This is a genomic window from Natronomonas pharaonis DSM 2160, assembly GCF_000026045.1.
GTDB classification, from domain to species: Archaea; Halobacteriota; Halobacteria; order Halobacteriales; family Haloarculaceae; genus Natronomonas; species Natronomonas pharaonis.
Map to the genome: position 1 here is coordinate 1495764 of NC_007426.1, position 16211 is coordinate 1511974.

The following is a 16211-nucleotide window of genomic DNA, read 5'->3' on the forward strand; positions in this document are numbered from 1 at the left end:
GTCGAAGGGGGTCCGGACGGGCGCTGGCAGGCACAACGCCAGCGAGTCCGCGGGACCACGGCCTTCATATCCGCCCGGACCGGACGCCGCATATGGACGACAGGCCGGGCGTGCGGGCGACCTACGAACGTATCGCCGACCACTTTGCGGAGACGAGGGAATACCCCTGGCCCGAAGTCGAGTCTTTCTGTGCGGACCGCCACGTTGTGACCGCCCTCGACGTTGGGTGTGGAAACGGGAGGCACACGGAACTGCTCGGCGCACACGCCGACCACGTCATCGGCATCGACGCCAGCGGCCGCCTACTCGCGCTGGCACGTGAGCGCGCACCGAATGCGGCGTTCCTTGAGGCCGACGCTGCCGCGCTCCCGCTTGCCGACGGTGTCGTCGACCTCGCAGTCTACGTTGCGACGCTGCATCATCTCCCAAGCCGCGAGCTTCGGCGACAGAGCCTCGATGAACTCGCCCGCGTACTCGATGAGAGCGGAACGGCGCTCGTCAGCGCGTGGAGCACCGCCCACGACCGCTTCGACGCCGATGAAGACGCCGAGGACGGCTTTGACACGGATGTCGAGTGGACGCTGCCCGGCGGCGAGACCGTGCCGCGGTTCTACCACATCTATGCGCCCGCCGAGTTCGATACCGACATCGCCGAAAGCGACCTCACGGCCGTCGACTCGTTTGTCTCCAGCGGCAACTGTTATGCGGTCGTCGAGGCAGCCTGAAGCACCCGAAACGAAAAGACCCTTATACGGCGTGCCGCTACGTTGGATTGCGCGCCGATGGTCTAGTGGTAGGACCTGAGCCTTCCAAGCTCATGGCCCGGGTTCAAATCCCGGTCGGCGCACTCCCAGCGGTCGTTTGCCGACCGACTTCTCGTTCGCTTTGCTCACGAGAATCCCGGTCGGCGCATACTCGACTCCGTCGCGTCCTGCACTTTTCAGACATCTCTAAGGTGAATACAAGATGCCGAAAAAGCTCAATGCCCGGCTGTACCCAACCCACACCGCCGCCGCATTGCGATTTTCAAAAGTGTCCGGCCCAAAATAGAAAAACCGACAGACGGCAACGGGGGACCCGTCTAATGGACAAAATCGGAACAGCCCTCATCGTCGGGAACAACGTCAAAGGGTCAATGGTAGGAATCAGAAAGATAAGTGATGCGATAATTATAGGCTCCTACCGGACGGATAGTTGTCAATGTCCTCGATGGAACCACCAAAGGCATTGATGGTTGTTGACCTCCGAGAGCTGGCGCTAATTTACGAGATGAGTAAAGAGGCATCTCAAGATACAGCTCGGCACAGTAGCGACCGGGGAACAGCAGCGGAACTGCACGAGAAGTGTACGGAGCTTCTTGGCCGAGACGAGACCTCGAAGTAGTTTCAGCTATGCCGGTTGCGTGGTAAGTAAACGAAACGTGCCTGAATTGCGGGGGTGACGACGATGTGGGAGTGTCTGTAAAGGAAGAAGACAGCGGTGAGAAAGAGTGCTATACTGTGAGTCGTGTGGATGCGAGTGGTCGTAGATGCGGTAACAGGGTACGATTTTTATAAGTCGGACGTAACGGCCTACATATGTCTTCGAGTGGTGACTTACTCGACGCCCTCCACGGAATTGCTAACCGCGTTGACGATGATATGAGTGAACGCGATATCGAGAATCTATTCATTGAGACTGGGTTCTACAGTACGCTCGGCTACGAAGGGACAGGGACGGATATCCGAAGCGAATTTACGCTCTCTGACGACCGTCGACCGGACTACATAACTCTCGACACCAACGAGGCAGTTACCGCTGTCTACGAGTTCAAAACCAGCGGGCGAAGTCTTCCACCACACGAGTCGCAGCTATTCCACTACATGGAGAATCTGCGAGCGGAGTACGGCGTCCTAACGAACGGAGAGGAGCTGCGGCTCTATCGACGAGACAAAGAAAGCGCCGTTCTTGCCGTCTCGCTTGAAGCGGTTTCTGAATCTGATGCGAGAGACCTGTTCAGCACCCTCCAGAAGCGTGAGTTCGACCTCACAGACCCGGACGATGTGAATCAATTCCTTACCGGACTCGACCCGATACCGCTCGATGAAAAAGCCGAACTGGGTCAGGAACACTTCTTCGATACCTTCCGGCTGGAAGAAGGCAGTCCATTCGCCGACCTCGTTACTGGTATGATGGATTTGCTGGAGGAGCTGCGTGACGACCGGGAAGCCAAATTCGTCAAAGGAGCCTACGACTTCTGGGAGGCTACCTACGCCGATGTACCCGATGATGACGAGATTCCAGATTCATGGGAGCCGTTCATCGACGGCGACCAGTCAATCCATGACTTTATGTTCTGTCTTGAGAGCGGCCACGCGCTCTTGTCTCGGGTGCTGCTGGCGAAGGCGACCGAAGACCACGATTTCTTCGTGGGCACCGGCTACGACGGAATGGGTGAATACTTCCACGGCTTGCAGGGGTTCGGCGACAGCATCAACCTCGACGCCTTCCCGGTCGCAGCCGACAACCTCATCGACGATATGCAGGAGCAGTTGGTCGAAGGGCTGTTCCAAGACGACATTTTCGTTTGGTGGACGGACGGCTACGCGGAAGAAATATCGCGGGGACACGATACTGGTGCGAGCCAGTTTGAGGCCGTGGCGACTGGTCGCGGTGATGAGGGCGGTGTTACCCGTATCAGCGAAGCCACGCGCAATCGTTTTAGCCGCGCCGTCGCGGAGGTCTTCTTCAACGTTCTCCGGTTCGACTTCGGAGATATACAGGGCGACCTCCTTGGAGACCTCTATCAGAAATACTTCGACCCGGAGACACGCAAGGCGCTCGGAGAGTTCTACACGCCGCAGCCGGTCGTAGACTACATTATGGACGGCGTCGGGTATGAGCGTGGGGTCTCGAATGAACGCCTCATTGACCCCGCCTGTGGGTCTGGTACGTTCCTCGTTGAGGCTGTCGAGCGGTATATCGAAGATGTAGAGCAGTACGAAGACGACCCGGACTGGAAAGAGCATCTTCAAGACCTCTGCACGCGCCCTCGTGTCGTCGGTCTCGATATTCACCCCTTCGCCGTGTTGATGGCGCAGATTCGTTTTGTCGTGGCTGTCCTCCCTGCGTACCGCGAGGCAAAACAGCAGCATCCCGGCTATACAATCCGTCGTCTGCCCATCTACCGAACTGACACGCTTCGGAACGAGCGGGAACTGACTGGGGCCGACCTCGGCGACGACGGCACCCGTCAGATGACCTTCGACGCGATGACCGAGGACGAACAGGACGTTCGGATTCCCGTCCCCCTCCCGGTTGAAGTTGACGAGTCTGAGGTAGCCGAGACAGAAGACGGCTTCCTCGTCCGTCGCGTTCGGATGCCGCTATTCGATACCATTCAATTGGAAACCGGCGTGAACAATTTCGGGGAGTATTTCGCGGCGCTTCAGGGTGTGCTGGATACAGTCAAAGACCACATGGCGCTGGCAGAGGAGTTCGGCGACGACTTCGATTGGTCGTATCAGAGCGGCCTCGAAGAACGAATCAATCACCACACCGAACGGGACTATGACGGCGTAGAGGAGTTCTTCGCGCCCTACGTTGACGATATGCTGGAGAACGTTCGTTACCTCAAAGAGGAACACAACGACGGGCGGCTGTTCAAGATATTCGAGGACACCGTTCTCGCCCTTGTCGTGAAGAACTACATGGAGTACGACTACGTTGTTGGCAATCCGCCGTACGTTCGAAAAGAATCAATTCCATCAGAATATAAACAGAATATCCTGAAACCGCTATATCCAGAAGTATACACCGGCAATGCGGATTTATCAGTCTATTTTGCTCAACGAGGTATAGAGCTACTCCGGGAAGGGGGAAAAATGAGCTACATCACCTCGATTAAGTTTACAAAATCGACGTACGGTGAGGGTATACGCAACTCAATTTTATCGGATACACAAATCAAAGAGTTTTCGAATTTCGAGATGAGTAATTTCTTTGAGGATGCGACAGCGTATCCCTGTGTATTTGTTCTGGAAGAGGGTGCGCCAAACAATGATTACGACATTCCTGTAATTTATGCAAAAGACAAGCCAAATGATGTAAGTTCGGCTATCCAAACGATGCGTGACGCGATACGGAATCCAGACACCGTACGGGCAGATTATTTTGAGCGATATATCACCCGGAAAAGCAACCTCGATGAACGGGAATGGAGATTTGTCCCGAAAGAGGCAAACGATGCATTCGAAAAAGTAGATAATCTGAAAGAGGCGGTGTTATCGGAGGTAATGGAAGATATTTCTGCGGGAATAAAGACTGGTATGAATAGCGTGTTCATTTTGGAAGACGATGAAACAGACAAGGTTGAAGATGAGCTTCTTCATCCCATCCTTCGCGGCAATGAAATCAAAAAGTACGATATTGGAATACCTGATGAACACGTAATCTACACAAACGGCGTTCAAATTGACGACTATCCACAGGCTAAATCATATCTATCGGAATATAGGGAGAAGCTTGCAAATCGGAGCGATGGGGCATTCAAAGGCAAAGAATGGTTTGAGCTGAATATACCCCTCTCGACTGAGGTTCTTGATAGCAACAAGATACTGTGCCCGGACATCTCTGAAGAAAACAATTTTGCGTATGATACGGAAGCAACGCATATATTGAATACTGCATATCTCCTCCGGGCAACTGACGACTCAGATTATAGTTTGAAGTATCTAACCGGACTTTTGAACTCGAATGTATTGGAGTTCTACGTGAAAATGATTAGTCCACCGCTCCGTGGTGGCTATCACAGATATATTACCAAATATCTTGAGCCACTACCTGTGAAATCCGACGTAGACTCAGTAACAAAAGTAGAGCAACAAGTGGATGAAATTCGTGATATCAAACGAAAAGAAGAGAAAGCGAGCAAATTCCCAAAAGCGTACGTAGATGAGTACGGTGGCGAACTCGATTACATCACCTACGAGTGGCAGACCCGCCGCTACCCGGTTAATGCCGAAGTACAAGGCGACGTAGATGGAGACTTCACGGTGCAGGCCGGTCGGTCAGACACAATCAGCGACCCCGCAATGTACTCTGACGACCGCGAGGCTCGAAAGCGCCGAGCCGAGTACGTTCACGCTGCCGTAGACGGTCGCAATGTCAAGAGCGGCGAGGAGACCACAATCCCGATTCCACGAAGCGATGACGGCGTGGCAGCGCTTCTCGAAGAATTAGAGGCGGATAAGAAGGAGGTTCAGGAAACCTCGATTGAGGAATTGGAAGCAGAGATTGATGAAGCAGTTTACGACCTATTTGAACTGACAGCGGAGGAACGCGAGGTCGTAGAGGAGTATCTGGAAGTCTTCTAAAGATGCATTGATTTGATTGTGGCGACCGCGTCCGGGCGACCTTCCTGACGAGACCGACTCTGACGACGAGCTGTATCACGGCAGACACGGCGAGGTAGCTGGTTTCCGCTGGCGTGATTTGCGGCCACCATAGACCGGCGGCGTTCCTGTCGTATTCGAGCCCATCTAAGGAATCTACGATTGGTGTTGGTTGTTCGTTGGCTATGGCCTGCGTGTAGCGAACTCTCTCGGCATCTATTGATGCAGACTAAAGAGTTATGCAAAACTGATTAAGCGGCAGTTAGAGGCTTTCTATCCCGTGTTTTGGTTTCATGTAATTGTGGGCTAATCGCTTACAGGCTCATGGAGTGGGGTTTATATAGTATTGGTTCGTTTGAGGACGGTAGAGGGGCCTGAAAAGGGCAATACGGCGCTGTAATCGTGGTCTTGGTCTACGGGTACCTCGTAGCCTTCCAAGCTCATGGCCCGGGTTCAAATCCCGGTCGGCGCACTCCCAGCGGTCGTTTGCCGACCGACTTCTCGTTCGCTTTGCTCACGAGAATCCCGGTCGGCGTATTTGATACAATTCCGCTGGCGGCGTTTGCCGAACAGGAACACGACGACGCGAGAGAAAGCAGCCGTTACCGTTCGGAAATACAGCGACGAACCGTTCACTCGGAGAGCTGTTCGGCCAGATACACCGCAATCGGCTCCGGCTCCTCCTCGATGAAGCGAGCCAGTTCCGTCCCGCTGTCGGCGTCCTCGACGACCACCGTCGGGATGTACTCGATGTCGTATTCGTCGACCTTCGGGCCGTGTTTTGAGCCGTCGTCGGCTTTCTCGACCGGGTAGTGTTCGATGTCGTCAACGCCAGCGGCTTCCAGCGCCGCGCCGAAGTCGGGAAGCTGTGAGCGGCAGTCCTTACACCAGTCGCCGCCCCAGACCTTCACGACGATGTCGTCGGCAAGCGATTCGAACGTCGCGACCGTTTCGGCGTAGGCGTCGGCGTCCCACGCGGGGTTGGGTCGCATCGTCTCCAGTTCCATACCGCCAGTTCGCGCCGCGCAGCATAAATACGCGTCGCGTCGTCGACAGGGGCAGACAGAGACGGCGTCCACGGAGGTTTTGTACCGGGCAGTCAAACGGCCGGGCAATGAAACGGGGCATTCTGGACACCATCGGGTCGCCGCTGGTGCAGGTTGAATCGCCGCCCGGGTCGGTCATCGCCGCGAAAATCGAATCGAAGAACCCCGGCGGGTCGGCAAAGGACCGACCGGCGCTGGCGATGGTCGAGGCTGCCGAAGCTGCGGGCGAACTCGAACCCGGCGACCGCATCGTTGAACCGACATCCGGGAACACCGGTATCGGGCTAGCGGTCGTGGCCGCGGCGAAGGGCTACGACCTCACGGTTGTCATGCCCGAATCGAAGTCGCCGGAGCGGCGCGCGCTGATGCGGGCCTACGGTGCCGACCTCGAACTCGTCGAGGGGACAATTTCAGACGCCAAGGACTGCGCGGACGAACTCGAAGCCGAGGGGATGGTTCAGATTCGGCAGTTCGAGAACCCCGCCAACCCGGAGGCGCATTATCGGACGACCGGCGAGGAAATCCTCCGACAGGTCGGCGACCGCGATATCGACGCCCTCGTCGCTGGCATCGGAACCGGCGGAACGATTTCGGGCACCGGCCGCCGGCTCAAGGAGGTCTTCCCGGAGATGGAGGTCATTGGTGTTGAACCCGAGGGAAACGCCGTGCTGAGCGGCGATGAACCGGGAGACGACGACTTTCAGGGAATGGGTCCTGGATTCGTTGCGCCGAACCTCGACCGCGAGCTGCTCGACGGTGTCGAGGTCGTCGACATCGAGACCGCCGAGGCGGAGTGCCGTCGTCTCGCCGAGGAAGAAGGCGTTCTTGTCGGCCAATCCTCCGGCGGGTCGCTGGTTGCGGCCAAGCGCGTCGCTCGCCGGCTGGCGGACGAACGCGGCATCGAGGTGCCCTGCCCGGGACCGGTGAACGATATCGGGCTCCTTGACGATGAACCGCCGGAGCGACAGGCGGTTCCCGACGATTGCCCGCTTGTCGTGACGGTGTTTTGGGATTCCGGTGAGCGATACATGTCAACGGGGATGTTCGACTGATGTCGGGTTTCGGTTGCTGTGTCGACCGGTGGGGTTACTATACGGAGGCCGAACGATACCGTATGGACAGCGATGGCACGCCGGAGCCACGGCGGCCAGCGACCGAACGGTCGGCGGCGAACGGACCACGAGGAGTGCGACAATGAGAATTGCGATAAACCAACTCGAAGAGTACAATTATCTCGCGTCACGAGGGGCAAAGCAGGCCGCGCGGGCGCTGTCGCAGATGACCGGCATCAAGATGCGCCACGAGGTGACAGGTGTTAGCCTAGTCTCCGACGAGGCGCTCGCCGATATCTTCACCGGCCAGAAGTATGTCGGCGTACAGGTCGGTCTCAGCGGCGGTATCGCCGGCGAAACAGTCCTTATTTTCGACCCGAATTCAGCAGGGCGGCTCAGAAAGCGTCTCCAATCTCGGGGCGGCGAAAGCACCCTTGCCGGCGGTGCGTTCGCCGAACTGGGCAACATTATGATAGGCGGCTTCATCGACGGCTGGGCGGACCACCTCGGCACGGAGGTCGATATGACGCCGCCGACCTACATTGAGGCCGCAGGAACACGAATCCTGCCACCGATTACGCGCCGTGACGCCGAAGAGTACGGTGTCTTCCTCTTCGAGAGCCGGCTACAGGCGGTCAACCACGACCTCTCGGTCCCCATCTATCTCATTCCGGAGTACAGCGAGTTCGTCAAACTGCTCCGTGCCCAGCCCAGCGGACTGGCAGTTCCGGCAGAGAAACTCACCGTCTTCAACGGCTTTGCCGACCAGAGCGCCCGACGCGCCTCACAGCAGATATCCCAGCTAACCGGGCTCCGGACCGACGTGACGGTCAGCCAACTGCGATTCATTTCCTTTTCAGATATCTCCTCCGAGGTCGGCACCAACGAGTATGTCAGCGTTGTCTTCGAGCTAACGGGGCGTCCGAGCGGCTACTTCGTCGTGATGTTCAGCGAAGACTCCGCGAGCCGGGTCGCATCCGCGATGTTGCCCGGCGGCGTCGACCCCGACAACGGCGGAATGATGCAGGAAGCTATCAAGGAACTCGGTAACATCGTCACCAGCGGCTTCATCGACGGCTGGGCCAACACCCTCCAGAGCAGTATCGAACACTCCCCGCCGGAGTACATCGAGGATTCGGGGTCGAACATCATCGAAACCGTCCAACGGCGGCTGTCAGACCAGCAGGAGTATGCGTTCACAATCGATACGACAATCACCATCGACAACCGACAGGCCGAGGTCCAGCTATACGTCCTGCCGGACACCCGTGAGCTGGCCGAGGCGCTCTCGGCGCTGCCAGTACAGGAGTAACGGTACCCAACAGTACTGCTGTGCCAAACCACGGCGGTTTTAATCGCCCGCGTCGGACGTAGCGACAATGACCGACGAAGACCCGCCCGAGATTCCGATACTCTGTTCGGAGTGTGACACGAGAACGAAGATTCCGTTTCCGGAGGTCGAAGCGACCGTCGAGCGGCACAATGAACAGCTTCACGACGGCGAGCCGGTCGCACAGGTCGACCCCGCCGTTTTTGACGAACTCGCGGACTTCGTCGCCGAGGACCTCGGCCTCTACGAAGACGCCTGAGCGGCTGCCGGCAGCGTAGCTCGCGGTGCCAGCCGGGGGTCTACGTCAAGCCGGCCGACGCTGTCGGGCGTCCAACGGCAATGGTATAAAAAATCGACACCGCTACAACGACCCAGCTATGCTACGTATCGCGCCGTTCCCCGCCGTCCGATGCCGCCTCGGGGGCCGCGGAAGCCTCAGTATCGGCAGATGCCTCCGGACCCGAAGCGGCTGGTGCGGCGTCTGAATCGGTGGCTGTCCCCGCTTCGGTATCATCTGTTTCCGCAACGCCGACATCGCGTTCGCCATCGTCTGAGACGGGGGCTCCGGCGGCATCGCCAGTACCCCCCGGCGTCGCTGGCCCGTCATCAGCGGTAGCGTCGTCTGCAGCACCCTGTGCCGTGCCGGCGCCGCCGTCGGAGTCCCGTGTGGAGAAGGTATCAAGACGAGCCCTGAGGTCGCCGGTCCGGTCTGCAAGCCCCGCCGTTGCCGACTGGACGTCTCCCATCGATGCCGCGGTCTCGTCGGCCGCCTCCGCGAGGTCCCGAGAGCGGTCAGCGACGGCGTCAGCCGTCTCCCGGACGCTGTCGATAGTCGCGGCGACCTCTTCGGTACCGCTTGCTCCTTCATCGGTCGCTTTGGCGATGTCCTGCATTGCTGTGTCGATGTCTTCGACGGTGCCGGTCAAGCTCTGGAACGTCTCGCCGGCTTCGGTGACCGTCTCGACACTTTGGTCTACCTCTTCGGTCGTAGCCTCCATTTCGGCTGTCACGTCACGAACGTCGGCGTGTGCCGTCTCGACGATACCGTCGATTTCGCCAACCGCCGACTGCGTCTCTTCAGCCAGTGATTTGACTTCATCGGCGACGACAGCAAAGCCTTCCCCGACATCAGCCCCTCCACCGCCGCTCCCACCGGCGCGGGCGGCTTCGATGTTGGCGTTGAGCGCAAGGATGTTCGTCTGCTCGGCGATGTCGTCGATGAGTTCCGTCGTTTCCGAGACATCGTCCATCTGTTGTTCGAGTTGCTCGATGAGCGAACCGAGTTCGGCAACCGACTCGCCGACATTCTCGATGGCCTCGATTGCGTCTTCGGCACGCTGTTCGCCCTCAGCACCGACCTCTGCGGCGTCGGCCGCCTGCGTGGCGACTTCATCGGTTGTCGAGGCGACCTCCTCGATGGCCGCCGAAAGGTCGTTCGTCTCGGCGACGGCTGCGTGGAGCTGTTCGGACTGGTCGGCTATCTCGTCGGCCAACTCCCGGATATCCCCGGCGACCTCGCGGTTCATCTCGGCGATGTCGGCTGCTTCCGCGGCGACATCCTCGCTTGTCTCCTCGACGTCGGCAGCGAAGGCCCGCAGTTCATCGAGCGTTACCGACAGGTCAGCGGCCATCCGGTCGTAGGCGGCCGCGATGCGGTCGATAGCGTCGATGTCGGTGTCGCTGTCGAGTTCGGTGGTGAAATCGCCCGCAGCGGCGTCTTCCATCGCCGTGCCGATTTCATCGGCGTGTTCCAACAGTGCCTCGTTGAGCTGTTCGGCCTCCTGCCGAGCGGCTTGGGCATCCTGTTTTGCGGCCTCGGACTCTTCGAGCGCCGTTTTCAGCGAGAGGCGCATGTCGTCGAACGCCGAAAACAGCGACCCGATTTCGTCGTTGCGGCGTGAGTCGACCGACTCGTCGAGTTCACCCTGCTCGATAGCCGCGGCGGTGTCGGTGAGCCGCTGGAGTTCGACGGTGACGTTGCCGGCCAACACCAGTCCCAACAGCCCGAGGTTGAGCGTGAAAACGAACGCGGTACCGGTCAATGCTGGAATCGCCAGTTCCGCGGTGTCGCCTGCAGCAGCATGCCAGCCGAACAGAACGGCGAACGCAAGCGTCACGGCCATCGTCAGCCCCAGCGCCACCCCGAGCCGCCGGCTGTATCTGCTCGTGACGTACTCCCCTGGATTCATTTTAATCTGTGGTAGAGTTTACCACCCTAGGATAAGAACCCCACACCCGTTACAGTTCGTGAGCCGATACCCGCTACCGTTCTCCGCCGTCGGTTTCGATGCGTATTCGACCGTCTACGGCGGTCACAGAGAGCGTTTCTGCTGGCAGTTCGATACGGAGCGTCGACGCCGTTATCCGACCGTCCTGTGACTGCAGCACGCGGAGCAGTTGGTCGAACTCGCCGTCGACGGCCGTGACTGTCCCGACTGTATCGTCTGGCTGTCCGGTCTCGTCGCCGGGGGGTCCGACCGTGTCCACGTCTGCTCCGGTATCGGAAGCACCAGCAGTGTCGCTTGTCGCCTCCGCAGCGGAACGCTCTTGTGTGGGGTCAGCGAGCCCGAGGACGTTGCCACAGTCGCTGCACTCGATTGTCGTGACGCCGCCGCTCTCTACTGCTTCGCCGACGCCGCCGCATTGCTGACAGCGCTGGTCGGACAAGTCGTCCGTCATTCACCCGGTCGTCTATCCCCGGTGAAGAATAGTTAACGATGTTATTCCTGATATAAAAATCCATCCCGGAAATGTACGGCAGCGGCCACTCCGGGAGAGCATTAACCGGGTGCCACGAGTGTATGCAGACATGTCCGACCACGACGCTGCGGTCGAACCGCTTCCCCCGAGCGCTAAGCTCGTCTACAAGACCCTCGAGTACGAGGGCCCGATGTCCCAATCACAGCTTGCGGACGCCTCGCTGCTCCCGCAGCGAACCGTCCGTCACGCGCTTCGCAAACTGGATGCAGCCGGCGTTGTTGAGGAATCTGTCTGTCTTATGGACGCCCGGAAATCGACGTACGAACTCCGCGAGCCGGAGAGCTCCGACCCCGATACTGTTACTGCGTGACTGTGTACAGCCCTCGGACCGACGCGGTCCCGGGCAGCGAAAAAGATTATAAATGAGTGAGCGAATCAATGGCATAATGCGACAGCGTCCCCGCAGTGACCCCTCGTTTTCCGGTCCGGCTCCGAAGCCCTCCCCAAAAGCCACTGGATGTAGTCACGGCGGGAGCCGTCCGACGAAGCGATGACCGCAAGCGGCCACAGGCGAGTGCTGACACTAGCCGGGGCCGTCGTACTCGTCGCCGTGACGCTCGGGGCCGTCGGCGTCGCCGACGCACAGCTCAACCGCGGTGACCCGTCGCTCGATGTCTACCTCCCGGACAACGAGGTCGACCCGGGCACTGAAGCCGAACTCGCCGTCCAGATACAGAACGACGCCGATGTGAGTGCCGGCACCGGTACTGAAGGCGTGACGACGGCACGGGCAGTCGAAGTCGAGGTGACAGATGACGGCCCCTTCGAGATACCGACCGAGAAGACGCCCATCGGGTCGATAGCCGATGGGACGACCGGGACAGCCAATCTCAATGTCCGTGTTCCAGAAACCATCGACCCCGGAACCTACGAAATCGACTTGCGCGTTCGGTACTCGGCGACGAGACAAGAAAGCAGCGTCGGCGACCAGCGGGTTCGCCGAAGCACCCGCGAGACCGTCGAGGTTCGTATCGCCGACGGCGTCCGGTTCGACATCGACGAAGTCTGGACGGATGTCCAACCCGGGACGACCGGCGATGCGACGGTCGTCTTGGAAAACACCGGCAGCGAAACCGCGTACGGCGCTCGCGCAACAGTGACTGGCAGCGGCGGCGTCACCATCGACGACGGTGCTGCAGAGGCGTTCCTCGGTGACTTGGAGGCCGGCGACAGTGAGATGGTCACCGTCGACGCCGCGGTCGCCGAAGCGGTCGGCGGGGGTCCGAAGCCGGTAGAGGCCACCCTCAACTATCGGGACGAGAACGGCGTCGAACGTGGAAGCCGGACGGTCGACGGCAGCCTCGACTCGCTTTCGGCGCAGTCGTTCAGCATCGAGGCCCTCGAGGACACGCTCGCGGTCGGCTACGATGGCCGGATAACCGGAACGGTCAGGAACGACGGCCCGAAGACGCTGACCGACGGTGTACTGGTCGCTGAGCCGGCCAGTGACTCGCTTTTCATCGAGGAACAGCGCGTCGCGCTGTCCGAATTGGCTCCCGGGGAGACAGAGTCGTTCGTCTACCCGACCGATGTCAGCGGGCAGGCTGAAGCCGGGCCACGGCAGGTTCGGTTCACGCTGGAGTACGCTGACGGAGGCCGAACAACCGCATCCGTCGGGCCGGTCTCGGAACGTGTTGTCGTCGACGACCAGCGGGATGCGTTCACCATCACCAGCGAAGACATCCGCATCCAGCAAGGCAGTACCGAGGTGATTTCGCTGACGTTGACGAACGAACGACCGGAGACGCTCAGCAACCTCAACGCGCGGCTTTACACCGATAGCCCGCTGTCATCCGGCAGCGACGAGGGATTCATCAACGAACTCGCTCCGGGCGAGTCCGACGATGTTCGGTTCGAGGTAAGCGCCAGCAGCCGCGGGATGCCGAACACCTACCGGGTCGAAATCGACATCCAGTACGACACGGAGCGTGGCGATACCGTCCTCTCGCGGACCTACCAGCATCCTGTCGAGGTCGAAGAGCGCACCGACGACGGCGACGACGGTCCCTCACTGCTTCTGATAGCCCTTGTCGTCGCTGCCCTCGTCGGCGCGGGCATCTGGTGGCGACGGCGGGACTGACGGATGGCCGACGGCGATACCCCGGACGCCGGTGACGATTTCGACCGCGATGACAGCTTGGTTCCGGATGCCGGTGCCGGAAAAGACCCCGACAGAGACCAACACCCGTGGCTGCAGCGAATCAACTCGCTCATCACCGCACGTCCGTGGGCCATCGTTGCGGTCTTCCTTGCGGTGACTGTGCTGTTTATTGGGGGTTTGGGCGCTGGCGGCGACCAGCAGGCCGGTACCGACCAGTTCACGGAGGAACTGGAGGAGGCCGACGCCTTGGAGGACATGGAGGAAAACTTCGAACGGGGAACCAGGTCAACCGGCGGCAGCAGCGCGACGCTGTTTATCGACGAGGGGAACGTCCTCTCGAAGGACAGCCTCCTGCGGATGTTGGAGGCACAACACCGGCTGGAGACCCACGACCGGCTGCGAGTCACCTCGACGACCAGTCCCGCATCACTCACCGCCCAACAGCTTGACCCCGACGCCGACAGCGCCGAGGAAAAACAGCGGGCGGTCAGGCGGGCCTCGCCGGGGCAGCTCCGGACCGCAGTCAACGACGCCGACGAAGCCGCATCGCTGCCGGTCAGTACTGATTTCAACCGTGCTGACCCCTCTGCGTCGGTCGCACAGCTCGCGGTCAGCTATGACACGCCGCCGATGGCGGACGACAGCGACCGCGCATCGCTGCAGTTCCGCACCGTCGATGTCGTCGCCGGCGTCGACGGCTACGAGCCGGGCGAAAACGTCGTCGTCTTCGCCGATGCCATCATCGACCAGGAAGTAAACCAACTGCTGACCGACACCGCAGTGCTCGTGTTCCCGGCTGCCCTCCTGCTCATCATCTTTTTCCTCATCGTCGCCTACCGTGACCCGATTGACCTCGGGTTGGGCATCGCCGCACTCCTGATGACGCTCGTCTGGACGTTCGGTTTCATGGGGTATGCCAATATCCCGTTCTCCGACTCGCTGGTCACCGTTTTCCCGCTGTTGCTCGCGGTCGGTATCGACTTCGGCATCCATATCATCAACAGGTATCGCGAAGAGCGGCTTGCCGGGGCGGAAATCACTGACGCGATGGATATTACAGTCCGACAGCTCTCTGCGGCGTTTCTCATCGTCACGCTCACGACCGTCATCAGCTTCATGGCGAACCTCACTAGCTCGCTGGACCAGTTGCAGGACTTCGGTATCGTCGCTGCCGTCGGCATGGTGTTTACCTTCCTCATTTTCGGCGTCTTCCTGCCGGCCGGTAAGGTTGCCTTCGACGGCCTCCGCGAGGGGACTCGGTTCCCGACGTTCGGTACCCGGCCGCTCGGTCGCGAGGAATCCATCCTCGGCCGGATACTGCCCGTCGGGGCGACAGCGGCGAAGGTCGCCCCGGCAGTCGTATTGGTGTCGGCGCTCGTCATCGGCGGCGTCGGGGGTGCATACGGGACCGGCGTCGACACGGAGTTCTCACAGGAGGCGTTCTTCCCCGACGAGGAGCGTATCGAGACGCTACAAGTGCTCCCCGAGCCGTTCGCACCCTCTCAGTATACGTTCATGTCGGTGCTCAACTATCTTGAGGAAGACTTCGACCAGGGCTTTGTCGGCAGCGTCACCGTCTATATTGAAGACAGGGCCGTCCGCTCGGATGTCGCACTCGAGGACATCGACCGAGCACTACAGGACCCGCCGGAGGCGTTTGTGTCCGAAGAACGACGCGCCGACGCGACGAGCATCGTCGGCGTCATGGAGTCGCGTGCGGCCGCCGACCCGGAGTTTGCCGCGACCGTCGAACGATACGATACGACGAACACCGGGGTCCCGGACCGGAACGTCGACACCGTCTACGAGGAACTGTTCGACTCGCCGGCTGAAGACGAAGCCCTCGGCTCCCTGACGCGGGACCGAAGCGCCACGCGCATCCAGTATCAACTTGACGCCGATACCGACCAGACCGAGGCGACAGCGGCCGCGGAGACGGTCGCCGATGGGATGCGGATGGACGCTATCCCGACCGGGCAACTGGTCGTCAATCAGGTCGTTATCGACCGCATTACCGACTCGGCTATTACCAGCCTCATCGTCGCGTTCCTGCTGACAGCGGTGTTTCTCATGGTCTCCTACCGGTGGCTCGAAGGGCGGGCAATCTACGGGCTCATCAATCTCGTGCCGGTGCTCGTGACTGTCGGCGTACTCGCCGGGTCAATGCGCTACTTCGGAGTGCCGCTGACGCCGTTCAACGCGCCGATACTCTCGGTGTCTATCGGGCTCGGCGTCGACTATACGGTCCACTTCATGCACCGCTTCGTCGACGAGTACGAGGGCGGCCGGGATGTCCACGAGGCGCTCCGGGTGACCGCACAGGGCACTGGCGGTGCGCTGACCGGCAGCATGTTGACGACCGTCTGCGGGCTAGGCGTTCTCTATATCGCTGTCATCCCGCTCATCGCAGAGTTCGGGCTGCTGTTGGCGCTCGGCGTCCTCTATGCGTATCTGGCATCGATTCTCGTGCTCCCAGCGACGGTCGTCGTCTGGCACTACCTCGAAACCGACCTGCTGGCCGGCGTTGGTGACTACATTACAAACAGATAA

11 protein-coding genes and 1 tRNA gene are annotated in these 16211 nt (G+C 59.9%); 9 read left to right on the forward strand and 3 right to left on the reverse strand.

Features of this window, described 5'->3' with window-relative positions:
* Positions 1–92: 92 nt before the first annotated feature.
* The 3 genes from NP_RS07685 (at position 93) to NP_RS07700 (ending at position 5354) form a co-directional block, all read left to right on the forward strand.
* Positions 93–725 carry a class I SAM-dependent methyltransferase gene (locus NP_RS07685; protein ID WP_011323268.1) on the forward strand — a complete coding sequence of 211 codons (633 nt, stop codon included), beginning with the start codon at positions 93–95 and terminating at the stop codon, positions 723–725.
* 51 nt (positions 726–776) lie between these two features.
* Positions 777–847, forward strand: a tRNA-Gly gene (locus tag NP_RS07690).
* 730 nt (positions 848–1577) lie between these two features.
* On the forward strand, positions 1578–5354 hold the full coding sequence (locus NP_RS07700) for a TaqI-like C-terminal specificity domain-containing protein (RefSeq protein ID WP_011323269.1): 3777 nt from the start codon (positions 1578–1580) through the stop codon (positions 5352–5354).
* 650 nt (positions 5355–6004) lie between these two features.
* Here the strand turns inward: NP_RS07700 and NP_RS07710 are convergent.
* The gene (locus NP_RS07710) at positions 6005–6379 is read right to left on the reverse strand and encodes a TlpA family protein disulfide reductase (protein ID WP_011323270.1); all 375 of its coding nucleotides are present in this window, start codon (positions 6377–6379) and stop codon (positions 6005–6007) included.
* Between the two features lie 107 nt (positions 6380–6486).
* Here NP_RS07710 and NP_RS07715 point away from each other — a divergent pair, with 107 nt between their 5' ends.
* The 3 genes from NP_RS07715 (at position 6487) to NP_RS07725 (ending at position 9059) form a co-directional block, all read left to right on the forward strand.
* Positions 6487–7470 carry a PLP-dependent cysteine synthase family protein gene (locus NP_RS07715; protein ID WP_011323271.1) on the forward strand — a complete coding sequence of 328 codons (984 nt, stop codon included), beginning with the start codon at positions 6487–6489 and terminating at the stop codon, positions 7468–7470.
* A 142-nt stretch (positions 7471–7612) separates the two neighbouring features.
* Positions 7613–8782, forward strand: coding sequence for a chemotaxis protein CheC (locus NP_RS07720; protein ID WP_011323272.1), 1170 nt, complete (start codon positions 7613–7615; stop codon positions 8780–8782).
* A 67-nt stretch (positions 8783–8849) separates the two neighbouring features.
* Positions 8850–9059 carry a hypothetical protein gene (locus NP_RS07725; RefSeq protein ID WP_011323273.1) on the forward strand — a complete coding sequence of 70 codons (210 nt, stop codon included), beginning with the start codon at positions 8850–8852 and terminating at the stop codon, positions 9057–9059.
* A gap of 121 nt (positions 9060–9180) precedes the next feature.
* On the opposite strand, the gene NP_RS07730 is transcribed toward NP_RS07725, so the two are convergent.
* Positions 9181–10989 carry a methyl-accepting chemotaxis protein gene (locus NP_RS07730; RefSeq protein WP_011323274.1) on the reverse strand — a complete coding sequence of 603 codons (1809 nt, stop codon included), beginning with the start codon at positions 10987–10989 and terminating at the stop codon, positions 9181–9183.
* 73 nt (positions 10990–11062) lie between these two features.
* A complete protein-coding gene (locus NP_RS07735; RefSeq protein ID WP_011323275.1) occupies positions 11063–11479 on the reverse strand; it encodes a hypothetical protein in 417 nt (138 codons plus the stop codon).
* A gap of 130 nt (positions 11480–11609) precedes the next feature.
* Here NP_RS07735 and NP_RS07740 point away from each other — a divergent pair, with 130 nt between their 5' ends.
* From NP_RS07740 to NP_RS07750, 3 genes are all read left to right on the forward strand, one after another.
* Positions 11610–11870, forward strand: coding sequence for a helix-turn-helix domain-containing protein (locus tag NP_RS07740; protein ID WP_011323276.1), 261 nt, complete (start codon positions 11610–11612; stop codon positions 11868–11870).
* Between the two features lie 180 nt (positions 11871–12050).
* On the forward strand, positions 12051–13640 hold the full coding sequence (locus tag NP_RS07745) for a COG1361 S-layer family protein (protein ID WP_011323277.1): 1590 nt from the start codon (positions 12051–12053) through the stop codon (positions 13638–13640).
* A gap of 3 nt (positions 13641–13643) precedes the next feature.
* A complete protein-coding gene (locus NP_RS07750; protein WP_011323278.1) occupies positions 13644–16211 on the forward strand; it encodes an efflux RND transporter permease subunit in 2568 nt (855 codons plus the stop codon).

Coding starts and splice junctions, on each gene's coding strand:
- NP_RS07685 (WP_011323268.1), top strand. CDS start 93: ATGGACGACAGGCCGGGCGTGCGGGCGACCTACGAACGTATCGCCGAC.
- NP_RS07700 (WP_011323269.1), top strand. CDS start 1,578: ATGTCTTCGAGTGGTGACTTACTCGACGCCCTCCACGGAATTGCTAAC.
- NP_RS07710 (WP_011323270.1), bottom strand. CDS start 6,379: ATGGAACTGGAGACGATGCGACCCAACCCCGCGTGGGACGCCGACGCC.
- NP_RS07715 (WP_011323271.1), top strand. CDS start 6,487: ATGAAACGGGGCATTCTGGACACCATCGGGTCGCCGCTGGTGCAGGTT.
- NP_RS07720 (WP_011323272.1), top strand. CDS start 7,613: ATGAGAATTGCGATAAACCAACTCGAAGAGTACAATTATCTCGCGTCA.
- NP_RS07725 (WP_011323273.1), top strand. CDS start 8,850: ATGACCGACGAAGACCCGCCCGAGATTCCGATACTCTGTTCGGAGTGT.
- NP_RS07730 (WP_011323274.1), bottom strand. CDS start 10,989: ATGAATCCAGGGGAGTACGTCACGAGCAGATACAGCCGGCGGCTCGGG.
- NP_RS07735 (WP_011323275.1), bottom strand. CDS start 11,479: ATGACGGACGACTTGTCCGACCAGCGCTGTCAGCAATGCGGCGGCGTC.
- NP_RS07740 (WP_011323276.1), top strand. CDS start 11,610: ATGTCCGACCACGACGCTGCGGTCGAACCGCTTCCCCCGAGCGCTAAG.
- NP_RS07745 (WP_011323277.1), top strand. CDS start 12,051: ATGACCGCAAGCGGCCACAGGCGAGTGCTGACACTAGCCGGGGCCGTC.
- NP_RS07750 (WP_011323278.1), top strand. CDS start 13,644: ATGGCCGACGGCGATACCCCGGACGCCGGTGACGATTTCGACCGCGAT.